This window comes from Collinsella sp. AF16-8, from assembly GCF_003462695.1.
Taxonomy (GTDB): domain Bacteria; phylum Actinomycetota; class Coriobacteriia; order Coriobacteriales; family Coriobacteriaceae; genus Collinsella.
In genome coordinates this window covers 33,609-51,332 of the sequence record NZ_QRXX01000002.1, presented here as the reverse complement: position 1 = coordinate 51,332, position 17,724 = coordinate 33,609, and the positions used below count along the sequence as shown (strand labels likewise).

The window sequence follows — 17,724 nt, the reverse complement described above, 5'->3', positions numbered from 1 at the left end:
GGAGGGTTCTCTAGTAACTTTTTCAAAACCAATGATCATCAGGTCGGTAGGCCTGCGCGTCACTCGCTACGGAGGCAGTACGCCATTGAGCAAGGGGGGGGGACAATTATTTTTCACGGCGACCTCCTCCCCGCTTGATGACGAGCGCGGCAACAATAGCCGCCACTCCGATGGCAGCCAAAGCCGCCACCAGCACCAACGTTCTATCTCCCGTCGAGGGCATAAAGCCTCGACTTGCTTCTTTGCTTGGGGTGTTGAGCACCGACAGTCCAATCGAACCCGTCCCGGCATCGGCGGTATCAACCCGCAGGGGGCTTTCGGCCGACACGGTCACTTTGGGCTTCGCGGCTGCTACCTGTTTAACGTCCAGTCCCTCAGCCGTAACCGTCACCGTACGTTTGCCCCCAAAGGCGGTGTAGCCCTTGGGTGCCGCGATTTCCTCGACGGCGTAGACGCCCGCGTCCACACCGGTCAATTCCACATGGCCATCCGCGCCCGTGGTGACGCACGCGTCGGCATCCGTCGACCACGAGCCGTCAGTCGTTAGAATGCGCCCGCGGTCATCGATGATGCGCAGCTTGGCGCCCGCGAGCGGTTTATCGTCCGAGCTTGAGCGCTTGATCAGACTGAGTCCCCAGGTGTAGGCGCACGCGTCATCGCTCGGCGTGCGGGTGAAGCCAGCGTCGCCGGACTGGTCGGCTAAGGGAGAGCGCGGGTAACGCAGGTAGACCTCGTTGGGATTGCCCTTGGTAGCGCCTCGATTGCAGCTGGCCCCCAACGGCGCATTGTAGACAGCAACCACGCGGGCGCCCGCGGTGAAGGCGTCGGCCCCGCCGAGCGCGGCGACCAGGTCGCCGGTGCGCACGGTGAAGGCATTCCCCTCGATCGAGACCTTGCACTGTGAAGTAATGTCTGTCCACCCTTTAGCCGACGTCGAGTTGGCATTGCCGCCCTCACATGCAACGGCGTCGAAGCCGCCGTCCGCGCCCGTCGCCACGTACACGCGCATGCTCGTGGCCACCTTGGATAGGTCGAGCCCCGCGCTCATGGTGTCGACGAACTGCACCGTATAGGTGTCGTAGGCGGCAAGACCCGCCGGGACCGTGGCAGAGAGGCGCCAGTACAGGTCGTCGGCGACCGCGGCGTCGGCGGCCTTCTGCCATGCGGCGGTACTGTCCTCCAGCACGTGCTTGGCGACCTTGGGCGTCGCGGCCTTGGGCTTGACGGTTACGGCGCTGCCGCCGACCAGCGCCACGATCGGCGCGGTGCCGGCCTCGCCCTGGGCGATGGCGTCGTCGTCGGCGACGATGAGCCAGTAGCCGCAGGGCAGCTCGGCCGCCGTGCCTGCGTTAAGGGCCACGGAAGGGACGCCGGCTTTGACAATTGCGCGGGCAAGTTTTGCCGTCAGCGTGGTCGTCATGTGCCCGTCGGCATTCATCCATTCGGCAGCCTCTTGCGCCGTCGATGCCGAGCCATCAAGTCCAGCATCATGAAGCACGGGGAGAACGGCCTGGCAAACGGCATCATTCGCCCACGTTACGTCAGTTGCAATTTTTTGGCCGGCATCGTCATCGTCAACAACGGTCGCCGAAAAGAGCTGGCACGCGTCATACCGCGTCGCAACCGTACCGTCCACCGTAATGGCACCAGCATCGGCAGCATGAGCCGTCCCAGGGGCAATCGCGAAAGACAGAATAGCGACCGTAACTATCGTCGCGACGGCCAACAAGCGGCGACAAAGCCTACTCACGGCGACCACCTCGATCTTGATCGCGATGGCGACGAGCATGCATCCATGTCGCAGCAAAACACAGCAGCGATGCACCAGCCAGATACGTCATAGTCAAGCCAGCCCCGCCCGCCTCAGGAAGCGTGGTCGAATACTTATTGGTAAAGGTCGGTGGGGTTGTAGAGCCGTTGTCGTAGGTAACCTCGGTGTTTAGCTTTCCTTCTCCATTAGTCACGACAACCTTAACCTCATGTTTGGTCGTGTCGTAAGTGATGTGGTCCTTGACGTTGTTCTCGGCGCCCTCGGGGACGACCTCAGAGATGGTGTAAGTGTAGGTATCGGCCTTGTTGTAGTCGACGTTGAAGGAGACATTGCCCTTGGCGTCGTTGGTCACCGTCTGGAGCACCTTACCGTCGCCGTCCTTAAGCGCAAACGAGAACTGCCCTTCCTTGAACGTTCCACCTTCGAGCACCTTCTTTGCGTTAATGACCGCCTTGCCCGTCATGCGGTTGTCGTAGACCCAGATCTCGTCCTTCTTTGTATCGTCGATGATCTCCGCACCGTCGACGATGTCCTTTGCCTTAGTTAGCGCAGCCTGATAATCCTCGTAGCTCGCGCTGCCCTTGAGCATGATCCACGTGGGATCAGCCTTGGCATAGCCAACAGGCGCCTTGGTCTCCACGAGCTGGTAGAGCACGCAATTACTCATCTTCTTGTCGCTTGTGCCGAACGAGATTTTGCCGTTGGCGTCGGTGGGGACGTCGGTCGCGGCCTCGTCAAACGGCGTTCTGGCGTTCTCTACATTTCCGTCATACGCAGCCTGGCCCATATCCACCCTGTAGAGTGTGAACTTCGCCCCCTCGAGCGTCGCTCCAACCTGCTGCGCATCGTACTTGGTCATCGTGATGCCGTAACCATTGCCACCCGCACTGGCGGAAGCGTTCTGGATGGTCCATATTTGCTCGTCAATCGCCGTGCCTTCCGTCACACCCGTAAGCTTGGCGGTATTGGAAAGAGACACCTCTTCACCGGGGTTTCCGGTCGGGATAACCTCGTACTCGACCTTGAGGTATTTCTCGTCGGGCACCTCAAGAGTCAGCTTCGTACGCGAGCCAGATTCATCCTTGACTTGCTCCATCTTCGACGAATAGTCCTCATCAGCCAGCGGTGACCAGGCACCATTCACCCGCTCATAGACCTTAAGCGTCGACGGCACCAGCGTGCACTCGGCATCCATGGTGTCCACGAGCTCGAGGAAGTCAGTGCCATTCTTAAGGGCAACGCCAGACTCGTTAACAAGAATGGTGTACTTAATACGGTTGCTATTACTGACTTGCTCACCAGTCTTTTTGATGACGTTGTTCTTGATGGTGACGGTGCCGCTACCGGTATCGAATTTCTTGTCTCCCGACTCGGCGCTTGCCGAGTTGATGAACTTCACCTCATTCTTAGAGACATCGAGCTCGCTGCGCTTGACCGCTGTTTTGTATGTGAGCTTCGCATAGCCGGCATAGTCGCCAAGCCCAGTTGTGGGGATGGAGAAAGTGACCGTATTGCCGGCGCTGCTGACGTTGTCGGTGGCAAGCTGTTGATTATCAACGACCGTCTTGGCCTCACTTCCGCGACCAAGCCCCGTATGCTCTTCGTAGGGATTCTGCACGAGTGTGAACTTTGCGGAATTCGCGACATAGCTCATACCATCCGGAAGGCTATCAACGATATTCAGCGGTTTCCCGCCCAGCTTTCCAGCTCCAAAGCATTCGAACTCGCCATTTGCGCCCTTATTACCCTTTTGGCGGTTTGCATACACCGTCCAGTCGACGATCCAGGCGCCCTTCTCATCCGAGCCGTTAACGGTATGCCAATCGAAGTTCTCAACCCAAGACACCTTCGACTCCGCTTTCGGCTTCTCGACCGCAGGCTTCGTTTCTTGGTTGACAACGTACTTGACGGGTTCGGTGAACGACCGCTGTAATTTCAGGCCCGGCGCGCTGACCGACGCAAAGTTTGAGTACCAGCCCGACAGCGCTTCTGATGTGGTGTTGTAGGTGATAACGGCGTAGTCCTCGTTCTCGAGAGCGGCTTTCACTTTGTCGGTAACGATGATTTTGAGGTCGTAGTTTTTCTTTGTTTCATTACCCGGATAGCTGGTCGTTGGTCTCCAGTCGGTGCCCGGAACCAGCTCGGTATTGCCGATTTTAATGGTAATGGAGCTTTCGTCGACACCGAGTTTCTGCGACCATGCCGACTGAAACGTGTCCTTCACCGTCACCTCGCCTGGATGGACCGCATTGACGATCGCCTTCAGCGCGACCTTCGTCTCCCATGTCGCCCTGCCCGTCGTCGCCGCCTCATCGGATCTCACGAGCCTCTTGATGATCGGCACAACACCCGTCAGCTGCGGCGTGAAACTGCCTTCATCGGTACCGGAAACGGAGCCTTCGCGCTCGATGGCCGCGTCGTTATGCACGGTATCGTACGAGCTCGTATCGTTCATCTTTGTGTGATAGACGATGCGGTAGGTGGCGTACTTGTCGACAAGATCGGTCGGGAATGTGTAGGTAAACGAGCTCTGCGACGAGTCAAGCACGCCGCCCGGAAGAACCTCCGACCCCGAGCTGCCCTTGTAAACCGTGTAGCTCCCCATATAGGCCTGCTTATCGTCAAGCGTATCGGTGAACTTGTAGCCGCTCATGTCGGCCTTGATCTCGCCTTGGTTGAGCGTGACCGTCCACGTGATGTCGGACGGTGTACCCGAGCCGTTGGACTTGTTGATCATGTCGTAACGAAACTTGCTGGGAGCAGCAGTCACGGAGCCGCTCTGGCGATTGCTCAAGCCGCCCCACTCCCACGTTGCCGTGTTCTTAGACGCTTCCTGCTCATCGATGAACTCGCCATTGTTAACCGAAACGCTTCTCTTCAGTTTCGTCTCATAGGCAATCGTGTGCTCCCCCTGGGAAACGTTGCCTAAGGTGTCGAGAGTCGCAATCTGACCGTTGATCGTTGGCTGCGGGCCGAGCTTCTTGCCATCGAGCGTGAAGCTGCCGTCCACAAACTCAAAGTTGTCGCCTAGGCTGTCAGTAAACTTGACGTTCGTAGCGTACGACTCGACGGTGAGCTTAACAGACCAGGTGACCTTGGCCACGCCGTCGGCTCCCTGGGAGAAGGCTCCCGATTTCTCCCCTTTGACGGCGCCATCCGTAGTTGGAATATTGATTGATCCCGCACCGGGGAACTTGATAGGTGTACTGCTGTCCGAGCCAGCGTTCTTATTTGCTAACTCAAATGAAAAATTGGCTCCGACAAAAATTTCCGCAGGGTTTTTGTCAAGCCAGCTCTTATCAAACGTAAAGATGATCTTATTGTCCTCGATTTTCCACGTGCCAGCCTTGTCAGCGGTCGCCTCCGGGCCCTCCATGAGGTTGCCACCGGCGTTATCGTCAACGACGATGGTGCCGGGAAGCTCATAGACAGCGATATAGTTCTCGGGCGAAGGCGCCTCGCCGCTTTTGAATTGTGCCGAAAAAGCTCCATAGAGCTTCGAAGTAGACGTTACGGCGCCATTGAGCTCTTGAGTATGGTTCTCATCGGTATACAGCTTGACCTCAACCGTTGCCGTATCACCGTTGATCTCAATCGGCGTCGGCGTCGTCACGTCATCGGCGCGCACGGGGGCTGCGCCGTGGAAAACTGCGACGGTGAGGCTAATTAAAATGAAGATCAGGGCCGCCATACCCAGCGACCGTGAGCGGTGTGTGTCCATAGTTGTCCCCTAATTCCTACAACACGTTGTGGAATACGGCGAATCGTCGGATCGAACACAAACCCCAACATCAACGAGAACCTACCTAGCGCATTGCAAGAACCCATTGGGGAGCAACTTCTAAGACGGTTCGTCTATGCCACAATGCATAAAATACAATATAGATACCAGTCATGTAAACCGCAGGTAAAGAGGTCTTTTAATTTAATACCAGTTGATATTTACCTGTGACAGTTTTGTATCAAAGCGGTTGTATTTCAATGATTCGTGTATATGTTTAAACAACTTAACTTTGCCTGAAAAACAGCCGGGGGGGATAACCTCCTCCACCGTGGTGCAAACGGACCCGTCCCCCTTGCACCAAAAAGGGCGCCGACCATCGCGGTCGACGCCCTTTCTTATTGGCGGTTATAAGCCCCAGCGCTTATTTGTTGACCTGACCGGCGCGGACGGCAGCCTTCTTGCGGTCGGTGGCGTTGAGCAGACGCTTGCGCAGGCGGATGTTCTTGGGGGTAATCTCGACCAGCTCGTCGTCGGCGATGTACTCCAGCGCCTCCTCCAGCGAGAAGGTGCGGGGCGGCACCAGCTGGACGGAGATATCGGAGGTCGAAGAACGCTGGTTGCCCAGGTTCTTGGTGCGGGCGATGTTGACGACCATGTCGCCGGCCTTGCTGCGCTCGCCCACGATCATGCCCTCGTAGCACTCGGTGCCCGGCTCAACAAACAGCTGGCCGCGCTCCTGCAGTGTGCCCAGGGCGTAGGCAACGGCCTTCTCGGTGGTCATGGAGATCATAGCGCCGTTCTGACGGTTGCCGATCTCGCCGGCGTAGGGGCCATACTCCAAGAAGGTGTGGTAGAACACGCCCTCGCCGTGGGTGACGTTCATGATGCGGTTCTTAAGGCCCATGATGCCGCGGGTCGGGATCTTAAACTCGAGGTGCGTCACGATGCCCGAGGTATCCATGCTCGTCATGATGCCGCCGGAGGTACCGAAGACCTCAACGACCTTGCCCGAGTACTCGTCCGGGCACTCGACGACGGCCTGCTCGACGGGCTCCATCTTGTTGCCGTTCTCGTCCTTCTTAAACAGAACGCGGGGACGGCCAACCTGGAACTCAAAGCCCTCGCGACGCATGGACTCCATCAGAACGGACAGGTGCAGGATGCCGCGACCCGAGACCTCGACGCCGCTCTTGTCCTCGAGCTCCTCGATCTTCATGGTCACGTTGTTCTCGGCCTCGTTGAACAGGCGTTCCTTGAGCTGACGGGCACCAACGATGTCGCCGTCGCGACCGACGAGCGGGGAGGTCGAAGCCTCAAAGACGATGGACAGGGTCGGCGGGTCGATCTCGATGGGCTCGAGCTCAACGGGGTTCTCGGGATCGGTGTAGACATCGCCGATATCGGTGCGGTCGATGCCCACGACGGCAGCGATGTCGCCGGCGCCGACTTCCTGGCACTCGGTGCGGCCCAGGTAGTCGAAGGTAAAGAGCTGTTTGACGGTAGCGGTGGCGCTGGAGCCGTCGTTCTTGACAACCAGGATCTGGTCGCCCTGGTGGATGGTGCCGGAGTACACGCGGCCGATGCCGATACGGCCGACGAAGTTGGAGTGGTCGATGGTCACGCACTGCATGGCGAGCGGGGCGTTCTCGTCAACCTCGGGTGCGGGCATGTCGTCGATGATCATGTCGAGCAGCGGGTACATGTCCATGTTGCCGTCGTTGGGGTCAAGGCGGGCAAAGCCATTCATGGCGCTGGCGTAGACCACGTGCTCCATGGCGAACTCGAGCTGGTCGTCGGTGGCACCCAAGTCGGCCATGAGGTCCAGGCAGTCGTTGTAGGCCTTCTCGGGGTTGGCGCCCGGACGATCGATCTTGTTGATGACGATCATGATCTTGAGGCCGGTGTCGATAGCGTGACGCAGCACGAAACGGGTCTGGGGCATGGGGCCCTCAAAAGCGTCGACCAGCAGCAGGGCGCCGTCGGCCATACGCAGCACGCGCTCGACCTCGCCGCCAAAGTCGGCGTGGCCCGGGGTGTCGATGACGTTGATCTTGACGTCCTTGTACTCGATAGAGATGTTCTTGGCGAGAATCGTGATGCCGCGCTCGCGCTCCTGGTCGTTAGAGTCCAGGACGCGGTCCTCGACCTGCTGGTTGGCACGGAAGGCGTCCGTGGCACGCAGGAGCTTGTCGACCATCGTCGTCTTGCCGTGGTCGACGTGGGCGATGATGGCGATGTTCCTCAGATTGTCTACGCGCATGTAGTTCCCCTATCTTCTATCCATATACAAACGGCACGCGTATGCGGCCCGCCCAGCGACACAACGCTCAGCGGGAATATTGAGCCTTTTACCGAAAACTCGTTTATTTTAGCGATTTTAGATGAGAGGGGTTTCCTCACCTGCAGGTTCAGGGTCGCTCCACATAAAACCATCGCCGGCACCCATGCCCTCATACAGCACGTATGCCGAAAAACCGCTCTCGAGCGTGGTTTCGAAGAAGCTCACGAGCAGGGCGTCGTGATAGCCGCCGTCAATTTCGACACAACCGGTGTAGCCGATGGCATAGCGGGCGATGCGGCCCAGCCCCTCGTCCTTAAGACCCATCTTGTGCTCGGAGATAAAGTTGGTGGCAGCCTCGAGGCATGCCTCCTCGCCATCTTCGTCGAGCGCCGCCAGATATCGGTTGGAAGCAGCGTCCTCGATCGCCACAACTACGCCCGGATTCTCGCCGGCGGCAAGGTCGTCCAAGAACGCGCCGATCAGATCGCACACCATGGCGTCGAGCTCGGCGGAGACGTTACCGGCGTCCTGCATATCCTGTGCCATCTTTAGACCTTCCCATCGAGTCTGGCGTCGTTACAGTTCCTGTGCCTCGGCAGCGATCTTGGCGGCAGCGTCGCGGGCGCGCATCATATCCATCGCGCGCTTGTCGAGTACCTTGATCTGGTTGGTCAGCATGACCGCATCGACCACACCCCAGATTACCAAGCCTGTTGAAATCGAAAACCCAAGCGCACCAACTGTACCACGAAGGGGCGAGCAGATTACCGCGACAAGGGCGGAGACGACAACCATCTTGATAAACGAGCCGCGGCGCTCGCGAAGCGTGCGGGCCTGCGTCACATAGGCAATGCGAGCCGCCTCAGAAGCCTCCGAGCGCATCTGGGCCTCGCGCGCAATGGCCGCCGCCTCAGCCGATACGCGGGTACCCATCAGCGACCTCTCCGCTCGCGTGCCAGACATTTAGAAATCATCGGGGGAGAGCGTATGGACGAACTCGTCGAACTTCTCGAACTCCTGCTCGTCGTCGACATCCTCGGCGTGGGTGGAAACAGTGCCCAGGCGATTCATGATGTCGTCCTCCACAAACATGGGGGCATTGCTGCGCACGGCAAGGGCAATGGCATCACTGGGGCGGGCGTCGATCTTGCGCTCCTCGCCATCGGCCAGTACGACGATCGTCGCGTAGAACACCGGCGGCTCGGCGCGAACGATCTCGATGCGCTCGAGCTTGGCGCCCAGGGCGTCAACGGTATCGAGCAGCAGGTCATGGGTAATCGGGCGCTCGGCGCGGCCGCTATCGATGCCGCGGCTGATGGCAGCAGCTTCAAACGAACCAGTCTGAATGGAAAGGGAACGCAGCGGCGCGGGCGAGTCCGATTTGCTGCTGCGCTCACGAAGTACGATAAGCGATGGCACGGGACCGGCGGCCATGACGATGGTCTCTATGTCGACGCGAACCATGGAACACCTCCGGTACGTAGCGGTTAACACGCGGCAGCGCGCCGCATTGAATAGCTATACTACCCAATCTTTCGCACAGCACACAAAACCAAAATGAGATTTATCGCAGACAAGAAAAAAGCCCTGAGGCAACGCCCCAAGGCTCTTCACAGTTTTGATGGTGGACCTGACAAGATTCGAACTTGTGACCTCCCGGTTATCAGCCGGACGCTCTAACCAACTGAGCTACAGGTCCATCATGGTGGAGGTTAGGGGGATCGAACCCCTGACCTCAGGCTTGCAAAGCCCGCGCTCTCCCAGCTGAGCTAAACCCCCACGGAGACAGTAATAAACACCCCAGCGGCGACTCGGCTCTCGCTGGGGTGTTTATTGCGAAAGAAAGTGGTGGACCTGACAAGATTCGAACTTGTGACCTCCCGGTTATCAGCCGGACGCTCTAACCAACTGAGCTACAGGTCCATCGCGCAAGGGATATATTAGACGAGTCGTTACGCGCACGTCAACAACTTTTTTGAAAATCTTTGAGGGGTGTCGGCCCCGGCTGCCCGGCGGCATGCGAAGTCGCCTGCTCGGACAGTCCTGCTCGCACGGAGAGCACATTAAGTGCTCTCCGGCTCGTGCGGAACTCGCGATCGACTTCGCATGCCGCCGGGCGGCCGGGGCCGACGCGAGGTTCAAGATTGTCAAAAAAGCGGTCGGCACGCAGTGCGCCGACCGCCGATATATGGGGTCTGATATTTTCTACCAGCTAGGGCCTCTTACTCGTCTAGGAGATCCTCTGGCATGTCGTTGCCGTCGCCTAGATCGACAGGGGTTTCTTCGGGGGCGGAGCCGTCTTCTGTGGCTTCGCCTTCGGGCTTCTCCTTGGCGGCCGTCATGCGGGCTACGGCGCAGATGCGGTCGTTGTCGTCGACGGTCATCATCTTGACGCCCTGGGTGGCGCGGCCGGTCTGGCTGATCTCGTCGGTCTTGACGCGAATGACCGTCGCGCCCTCCGTCACGATGAACAGCTCGTGCTGCGGGCCCACCGTCTTCATGGCCGCGAGGTTACCCTTACGCTCGGTCATTTGGATGGTGTAGACGCCCTGGCCGCCGCGATTCTGCTCCGGGTAGTCCGCGACCGGCGTGCGCTTGCCGTAGCCGCGCTCGGTGATGACGAACAGATCGCCGTTGCCGTTAGTGACTTCCATGCCCAGAACGCTCACGCCGTCCTTCATACCGATACCGCGAACGCCGCTGGTATCGCGGCCGGTGGCGCGCACCTGCTCCTCGGAGAACATGATCGCCTTGCCCGCGGTGGTGGCCAGGATAATCTTGTCGCCCTCGCGCACGCGGCGCACGTTCAGCAGCGCGTCGTCGTCACGCAGGTTGATAGCGATCAGGCCGTCGCGACGGCTGCGGTCATATGCGCTCATCACGGTCTTCTTGACCATGCCGCTCTTGGTGGCAAACATCAGATACTCGTCGGCAGGGAACTCGCGGCAGCTGATGACGCTCGCGATCTTCTCGCCCTCCTCGAAGGGCAGCAGGTTGACGATCGCGGTACCGCGCGCCTGGCGCGTACCCACCGGCAGCTCGTGCACCTTCAGGCGATAGACCTTGCCCTTGCTCGAGAAGAACAGCACGTACTCGTGCGTGGACGCGATGAACATCTCGTCGATGACATCGTCCTCTTTGAGGTTGACGCCCGAGACGCCCTTGCCGCCGCGCTTCTGGGCGCGGTAGGCGGCCACCGGGATGCGCTTGACATAGCCGGTGTGGGTGATGGTCACGACCATGTCCTCGTCGGCAATGAGGTCCTCGACGTCCAGGTCCTTCTCGACATGGCTGATCTCGGTGCGGCGCTTATCGCCGAACTTCTTGGAGATCTCGCGCATCTCTTCCTTAATGACGCCCAGGATCTTCTCCTCGTGCGCCAGCAGGTCCTCGTAGTAGGCGATGGCGCGGCGCAGGCCGTCCAGCTCTTCCTGAATCTTGTCGCGCTCCAGGCCGGTCAGGCGGCGCAGCTTCATCTCGAGGATGGCCGTGGTCTGCTCGGGCGTAAAGCCAAAGCGCTCGATCAGGCGGCTGCTGGCCTCGGAGTCGGTCTGCGAGGAGCGGATAATGCTGATGACCTCGTCAATATGATCGAGAGCCATCAGGTAGCCCTCGAGGATATGCGCGCGGGCCTGGGCCTTCTTAAGGTCGAAGCGGGTGCGGCGGGTGACGACGTCGACCTGGTGGTCGATGTAGTGCTGCAGCATCTCGCGCAGGCTCAGGCATTTGGGAACGCCGTTGACGAGCGCCAGGTTGTTGGCGCCGAAGGTCGTCTGCAGCGAGGTGTACTTATACAGGTTGTTGAGCACGACCTGCGGAATGACGCCCTTCTTGAGCTCGATGACCAGACGGATGCCCTTCTGGTTGGACTCATCGCGCATATCCGAGATGCCCTCGATGCGCTTGTCGTTGACGAGCTGGGCGATCTTCTCCTGCAGGGTGCCCTTGTTGACCATGTAGGGAATCTCGGTAAAGACCAAGCGGCTGCGGCCGGTCTTGGTGGACTCCACGTGGGCCTTGGCGCGCACGGTAATGGAGCCGCGGCCGGTCTCGTAGCTCTGCTTAATGCCGGCGCTGCCCATGATGATGGCGCCGGTGGGGAAGTCCGGACCGGGCATGATCTGCATGAGCTCGTCGACGGTGGCGTCGGGGTTGTCGATCAGGTAGCAGGTGGCCTCGATCGCCTCAGTGAGGTTATGCGGGGCGATGTTGGTGGCCATGCCGACGGCGATGCCCTGGCTGCCGTTGACCAGCAGGTTGGGGAAGCGCGCAGGCAGCGCCACGGGCTCGGCGAGCGATTCGTCGTAGTTGGGCTGCCAGTCGACGGTATCCTTCTGCAGGTCACGCAGCAGCTCCATGGCGGGCTTTGCCAGGCGGCTCTCGGTGTAACGCATGGCAGCGGCGCCGTCGCCGTCGATGTTGCCGAAGTTGCCGTGGCCGTCGATGAGCGGCGTGCGCATGGAGAACCACTGCGCCAGGCGAACCATTGCCTCGTAGACCGCGGAGTCACCGTGCGGATGGTACTTACCGATAACTTCGCCGACCGTCCAAGCGGACTTCTTGTGCGGACGGTTGGGGTAGATGCCGCTCTCGTTCATCGCGTACAGGATGCGGCGGTGCACCGGCTTTAAGCCGTCGCGCACGTCCGGCAGGGCGCGCGCCGTGATGACCGACATCGAATACTCGATAAATGACTGCTTCATCTCGCGGCCAAACTCCGAAATCTGGAGCTGGCCGCCGTTTATATCCTCGCCGGCCGAGGCGCCACGATCGACTTCGCCAAAGCTCTCCTCGAGCTCACCGTCGTCGTCCTCTTCCTCGTCATCATCGGCATCGGGGTTATAGGCGTCAGGATCGCCGTCCTCGCCCTGCTCAGCACGGGCAAGCAGGCGCTTCAGATCGTCGGGCATACCGGCATCGCCGGCCTCGCCCATGCCCTCGTTATTGTTGATATCGTCTGCCACGTTACCTCCTCTTAAGCGTCAAGGAAGCGTGCATCATGTGCATGCTTCTCGATGTACTCGCGGCGATAGCCGACCTCGGAACCCATCAGCTCGCGCACGGCGCGGTCTGCCACCACGGCGTCCTCGATCGACACACGCTGCAGAATGCGGGTCTTGGGGTCCATCGTCGTCGAGGCAAGCTGCTTGGGGTCCATCTCGCCCAGGCCCTTGTAGCGCTGGACGGTATAGCCCTTGCGCTTTTTGGTGATCTTGCCGTCCTTGGCCTTGCCGTCCTCGTCGTTATCGTCGGGGTTCAGTCCCAGACCCTGGATGGTGTCGCGCAGGATCTCGTCTTCGGGCTGGCGGCCGTTGGGATACACGTAGTGGATCTTGTTGCGCACCTTGATGCCAAAGATGGGCGGACAGGCAACATAGACGTAGCCGGCATCGATCAGCGGACGCATGTACTTGTAGAAGAACGTCAGCAGCAGGATGCGGATATGCGCACCGTCGACGTCTGCATCGGTCATGATGATGATCTTGTGGTAGCGAGCCTTAGTGATATCGAAGTCGCCGCCGTCGCCGGCACTCGTCGTGACACCGCAGCCGATCGCGGTAATCAGCGACTGGATGGTGTCGCTCGAGAACGCGCGATGGTCACCAACGCGTTCGACGTTCAGAATCTTGCCGCGCAGGGGCAGAATCGCCTGGATGTCTCGGCGACGGCCGTCCTTGGCCGAACCGCCTGCCGAGTCGCCCTCTACGATGAAGAGCTCGGTCAGCTCGGCATCGCGCACCGAGCAGTCAGCGAGCTTACCGGGCAGGGACGCCGTCTCGAGCAGGCTCTTGCGGCGGGTCGCCTCGCGCGCCTTGCGGGCGGCGTTGCGCGCCTTGCAGGCCTGTTGCGCCTTCTTGACGATCTCGCGGGCGGGCTTGGGATGCTCCTCCAAGTAATCGGCGAGGCCGTCGGTCACGATCTTGAGCGTGAGCGCGCGCATATAGGAGCTACCGAGCTTTGCCTTGGTCTGGCCCTCAAACTGCGGATCGGGCAGCTTGACCGAGATAACGGCCGAAAGGCCCTCGCGCACATCGTCGCCGGTCAGGTTGGCGTCTTTTTCCTTGAGCAGGTTCTGTTTGCGCGCGTAGTCGTTGATTACGCGGGTGAGCGCGGTGCGGAAGCCCTCAAGGTGCATGCCGCCCTCGGGAGTGTAGATGTCGTTGGCGAACGACATGACGTTCTCGCCGTAGCCGCTATTCCACTGCAGGGAAACCTCAACCTCGCCCATCTTGGCCACAGGCGCGTCCGGATCCGATTTGCCCTCGATGTAGATGGGCTCCTTAAAGGCCTCAGGGACGTCCTTGCCCTCGTTGAGAAACTTGACGAAGTCGACGATGCCGCCCTCGTAGCAAAACTCCTCCACGTGGGGAGTCGCCTCGCGCTCGTCGGTCAGCACGATTTTGAGGTTCTTATTGAGGAACGCCGTCTCCTGCAGACGGTTGTACAGCGTATCGAAATCGTAGATGCAGGTCTCGAAGATCTCGTCGTCGGGCCAGAAGGTGACGGTGGTACCCGTCGAATCCGAGGTGCCCACGACCTCCATCTTCTTGACGGTCTTGCCGCGCGAGAACTCCATCTCGTAGGTGTTGCCATCGCGACGAACCTGAACGACCACGCGCTTGGACAGTGCGTTGACGACGGAGATGCCCACGCCGTGCAGGCCGCCCGAGACCTTATAGGCCGAGTTATCGAACTTACCGCCGGCGTGCAAGATCGTCATGACGACCTCGAGCGTCGGGATCTTTTTAACAGGGTGCTCGTCGACGGGGATGCCGCGCCCGTTGTCGACGACCGTGATGGAGTTGTCGGCGTGGACCGTCACCTGGATCTCGGTGCAGAAACCGGCCATGGCCTCGTCGACGGAGTTGTCAACGATCTCCCACACCAGGTGATGCAGACCGCTGGCGCTCGTCGAGCCGATATACATGCCCGGGCGCTTACGAACGGCCTCGAGACCTTCGAGAATCTTAATCTCGCCGCCATCGTAATCGTTTTCGTTTGCCACACGTCCTCCTTCAGTCAAGAAAATGTGTACAGCCTTACTAGTTTATCGTAAAAAAATACCCTCGGGAACGAGGGTATTTGGCTCTACAAGGCCACCAGATGCGATTTAAGGCTCTTTTTTGCTTTGCACGCCCTTGGCCCACTCGGCACTGGCTCTCATGGCATTCTCGAGGGCCTCGCGCAGTTTTTGGTCTTCGATGGGCGCCACTTGGCGCTCGATCTCGGTACGCTCGGCCTCACTTAGGTCGGCGTGCGGGGCCGGCGGTCGCTCGGTCGTCGCCGGGCGCAGGCACTCCTTGGCGGCGGGCGGTGTGTGACCGGGCGCGGTGGTTTTGAACACCAGGCCGTCCACATGCGCACCGGCGCGCTCCATGCGTGCGCGGATGATCTCGCGCAACAGCGTCATTTCCTGCGTCCACGAGGGCGAGTCGAGATACACCAGCAGCTCATTGGACTCGGGCAGGTAGCGCAGTCCCGTCACATGCCGCCCCTCGCGCGTGCCCGAGCACACCGCGTTCCATGCGCGATAGACCGTGCGCGACTCCTCGGCAGCCTCCATCTGCGCACGGCGCTTAGGCGTTGCAGCCGCCAGGATGCGCTGGCGCTCTGCGTTCAAAAACCCGCTGAAGGCGACTGTCTCGCTCTCGCGCTCGTAATTAGCACGTCTCACCCATGCTCACCACCTTGGCTCGATCAAGCAGGTCATCGGTAAAGTACCCCAAGTTGGTCGTAGTTATGACCGTCTGGATATCATCGCCGATCAGCCGCAGGAAAGCACCGCGACGCTCGCCGTCGAGCTCGCTCATCACGTCGTCCAACAGCAGCAGTGGGGCGGTGCCCAGGACATCGCGAGCCACGGCAACCTCGGCCACCTTCCAGGACAGCACCAGTGTACGCTGCTGTCCTTGGCTGGCAAATGAACGGGCGGAGCGACCCGCCACGGTAAACTCAATCTCGTCGCGATGCGGTCCCACCAACGTCACGCCGCGGCGGATTTCCTCGTCGGCGTGCTCATCAAGGGCAGCCAGCATGCGCTCGTACGCCCAGCCCTTCAGCTCTTCGCGATCCTCGACCTGGGGCAAATCCCCCAGCGTGGACGCATAGGTCACGCTGGCGGCCTCACCGGACGCCACTTGCCCGTAGGCAGTGTGCACATGGCCCGCCAGCCGGTCGAGCAGGGCCAACCGGTGCACGAGCAGGGCCGAGCCCGCGCGGGCAATCGAATCGTTCCACGCGCCGAGCATCTCGCGGCAGCACCAAATCTCCTTGAGCAAGGCGTTACGCTGGGTCACGCAGCGCCCATAGGTGCTCGCAAGATCGGCATAGCGTGCGCTCAGCTGCATGCCAAAGTCATCGAGGGCGGCGCGGCGCACACTGGCGCCTCGCTTAACCATGTCCAGATGGTCGGGGCAAAACAGCACGCTCGGCAGAACCCCGCGCACACCGGCGGCAGAGCATCTCTTGCCGTTGCGGCTAAACGAGCGCCTACCGTCCTCCGCGCTCAATCCCATATCAAGCACGCGGCCGTCGCCCTCGAGCCTCAGCTCAATCTTGCACGAGCCCACGCCGTCATGGACGAGCTCGGCTGCGGTCGGATGCCTAAACGAGGCGCCGCTCGTCAGCAGCTGCAGTGCCTCTATGAGATTGGTCTTTCCCGCCGCGTTGGGTCCCGCAAGTATCGTCACGCCCTCGTCCAGGGCAAGGCGATAGTTATCGAAGCTGCGGTAGTGCGCGACGGAAAGATCGCGGGCGAACATGGTCATGGCGCAGCGCTAGATGCGGACCGGCATGACCAGGTACAGGTAGTTAATCTTGTCGTAGGACTTAAAGATGCCCGCCTGCGAGTAACTCTTGAGCTCCAGCGTGATCTCCTTCTCCTTGGACAGGGCATTGAGGCAGCCGAAGATGTAGTGGTAGTTGAAGGCGATGGTGCCCGACTCGCCCTCGGCCTCGACATCGATCGTCTCCTGCGCAAGGTCCTGGTCATTGGAAATGGAGGACAGGCCCATCTGCCCGTTCTCGACATCGATCTCGAACTTGACGGCGGGGTTGGCGCTCGCGATAACGGCCACGCGCTTGAGGGCGGCGTTAAAGGCGGCGACATCGATCTTGACGCTCGTCACGCACGAATCGGGGATGAGCTGCTTGTAGTTAGGGTACACGCCCTCGATGCGACGCGACACGTAGGTGGTGTTGCCGGCCTCGAAGACGACCTGGGTGTCGGTAGCCCCGATCATGATGGTCGCCTGGCTGGCCATGATGTTCAGCGCGTCGTTAAAGGCGTCAGCCGGAACGTTGAGCTCAAAGGAGCCCTCGAGGGTCGAGGTCTCGACCTGCGTATCGCACACGGCCAAGCGGAAGGAATCGGTCGCCACCAGGCGTACGGTGTTGTTCTCGACCTTCATGTGCACGCCGCCCAGGATGGGGCGAGCCTTGTCGGTCGAGGTGACGCGCCACACGCGGCCGACCATTTCGGACAAGATATCGGTCGGCAGCTCCACGGCACTCTCGATGGCATAGGCCGGAAACTCGGGGAAGTCATTGGCATCGAGCGTGTTCAGCCTAAAAGAGCTCTTCTCGCAACCAATCAGCACCTGGCGCTCGGACAGCTCAAAGGTGACCGGGGCATCGGGGAGGGTCTTGGTGATATTGGAGAGCATCTTACAGGGGATAACCATCTCGCCCTCTTCTTCGACATGCGCCGCGATGCGATGACGGATCGAGATGGTGTAGTTAGAGGTCTGGAATTCCAAGATGCCGTCTTGGGCCTTAACGAGCACGCCCGACAGGATGGGAAGGGTGGATGCCGAAGCGACACCCTTCATAACGACGCCGATGGCTTGTGTAAGCGAGCTCTGGCTGACGGTGAACTTCATCTTTTAATACCTTTCTATAGATATAAATATCTTAATAATAGTAATAGCACTGACGAAACTGTTGATT

11 protein-coding genes and 3 tRNA genes are annotated in these 17,724 nt (G+C 60.0%); all 14 read right to left on the bottom strand.

Translation table 11 applies throughout. The features are described 5' to 3' along the window. Positions 1-106: 106 nt before the first annotated feature. On the bottom strand, positions 107-1,789 hold the full coding sequence (locus DWW73_RS02520) for an isopeptide-forming domain-containing fimbrial protein (RefSeq protein WP_117778653.1): 1,683 nt from the start codon (positions 1,787-1,789) through the stop codon (positions 107-109). Next, positions 1,743-5,492, bottom strand: a complete 3,750-nt coding sequence (locus DWW73_RS02515) for a Spy0128 family protein (RefSeq protein WP_117778652.1) — start codon at positions 5,490-5,492, stop codon at positions 1,743-1,745. The genes DWW73_RS02520 and DWW73_RS02515 overlap by 47 nt, the downstream gene beginning before the upstream one ends. A 424-nt stretch (positions 5,493-5,916) precedes the next feature. Further along, a complete protein-coding gene (typA, locus tag DWW73_RS02510; RefSeq protein ID WP_006235837.1) occupies positions 5,917-7,755 on the bottom strand; it encodes a translational GTPase TypA in 1,839 nt (612 codons plus the stop codon). Between the two features lie 117 nt (positions 7,756-7,872). After that, positions 7,873-8,322: a hypothetical protein gene (locus DWW73_RS02505; RefSeq protein ID WP_089572580.1), complete on the bottom strand. Its 450-nt coding sequence runs from the start codon at positions 8,320-8,322 to the stop codon at positions 7,873-7,875. 30 nt (positions 8,323-8,352) lie between these two features. Continuing rightward, positions 8,353-8,709 (bottom strand): hypothetical protein, encoded by a 357-nt coding sequence (locus DWW73_RS02500; protein WP_117778651.1) that lies wholly within the window; start codon positions 8,707-8,709, stop codon positions 8,353-8,355. 30 nt (positions 8,710-8,739) lie between these two features. Then, entirely contained in the window at positions 8,740-9,240 is a 501-nt protein-coding gene (locus DWW73_RS02495) for a bifunctional nuclease family protein (protein WP_117756926.1), read from the bottom strand. Between the two features lie 158 nt (positions 9,241-9,398). After that, positions 9,399-9,475: transfer RNA gene (locus DWW73_RS02490), tRNA-Ile, on the bottom strand. 4 nt (positions 9,476-9,479) lie between these two features. Then, positions 9,480-9,555, bottom strand: a tRNA-Ala gene (locus tag DWW73_RS02485). Between the two features lie 67 nt (positions 9,556-9,622). Continuing rightward, a tRNA-Ile gene (locus tag DWW73_RS02480) sits at positions 9,623-9,699 on the bottom strand. A 299-nt stretch (positions 9,700-9,998) separates the two neighbouring features. Then, the gene (gene gyrA / locus DWW73_RS02475; protein ID WP_199413458.1) at positions 9,999-12,710 is read right to left on the bottom strand and encodes a DNA gyrase subunit A; all 2,712 of its coding nucleotides are present in this window, start codon (positions 12,708-12,710) and stop codon (positions 9,999-10,001) included. 41 nt (positions 12,711-12,751) lie between these two features. Then, on the bottom strand, positions 12,752-14,782 hold the full coding sequence (gyrB, locus tag DWW73_RS02470; protein ID WP_117564019.1) for a DNA topoisomerase (ATP-hydrolyzing) subunit B: 2,031 nt from the start codon (positions 14,780-14,782) through the stop codon (positions 12,752-12,754). 105 nt (positions 14,783-14,887) lie between these two features. Next, entirely contained in the window at positions 14,888-15,451 is a 564-nt protein-coding gene (locus DWW73_RS02465) for a DciA family protein (protein WP_117778650.1), read from the bottom strand. After that, positions 15,438-16,544, bottom strand: a complete 1,107-nt coding sequence (locus DWW73_RS02460; RefSeq protein ID WP_117564017.1) for a DNA replication/repair protein RecF — start codon at positions 16,542-16,544, stop codon at positions 15,438-15,440. Before DWW73_RS02460 ends, DWW73_RS02465 begins: the two co-directional genes overlap by 14 nt. Positions 16,545-16,553: 9 nt before the next feature. Continuing rightward, the gene (gene dnaN, locus DWW73_RS02455) at positions 16,554-17,657 is read right to left on the bottom strand and encodes a DNA polymerase III subunit beta (protein ID WP_022094338.1); all 1,104 of its coding nucleotides are present in this window, start codon (positions 17,655-17,657) and stop codon (positions 16,554-16,556) included. Positions 17,658-17,724: the final 67 nt, after the last annotated feature.

Coding starts and splice junctions, on each gene's coding strand:
- DWW73_RS02520 (WP_117778653.1), bottom strand. CDS start 1,789: ATGCTCGTCGCCATCGCGATCAAGATCGAGGTGGTCGCCGTGAGTAGG.
- DWW73_RS02515 (WP_117778652.1), bottom strand. CDS start 5,492: ATGGACACACACCGCTCACGGTCGCTGGGTATGGCGGCCCTGATCTTC.
- typA (WP_006235837.1), bottom strand. CDS start 7,755: ATGCGCGTAGACAATCTGAGGAACATCGCCATCATCGCCCACGTCGAC.
- DWW73_RS02505 (WP_089572580.1), bottom strand. CDS start 8,322: ATGGCACAGGATATGCAGGACGCCGGTAACGTCTCCGCCGAGCTCGAC.
- DWW73_RS02500 (WP_117778651.1), bottom strand. CDS start 8,709: ATGGGTACCCGCGTATCGGCTGAGGCGGCGGCCATTGCGCGCGAGGCC.
- DWW73_RS02495 (WP_117756926.1), bottom strand. CDS start 9,240: ATGGTTCGCGTCGACATAGAGACCATCGTCATGGCCGCCGGTCCCGTG.
- gyrA (WP_199413458.1), bottom strand. CDS start 12,710: ATGGGCGAGGCCGGCGATGCCGGTATGCCCGACGATCTGAAGCGCCTG.
- DWW73_RS02460 (WP_117564017.1), bottom strand. CDS start 16,544: ATGACCATGTTCGCCCGCGATCTTTCCGTCGCGCACTACCGCAGCTTC.
- dnaN (WP_022094338.1), bottom strand. CDS start 17,657: ATGAAGTTCACCGTCAGCCAGAGCTCGCTTACACAAGCCATCGGCGTC.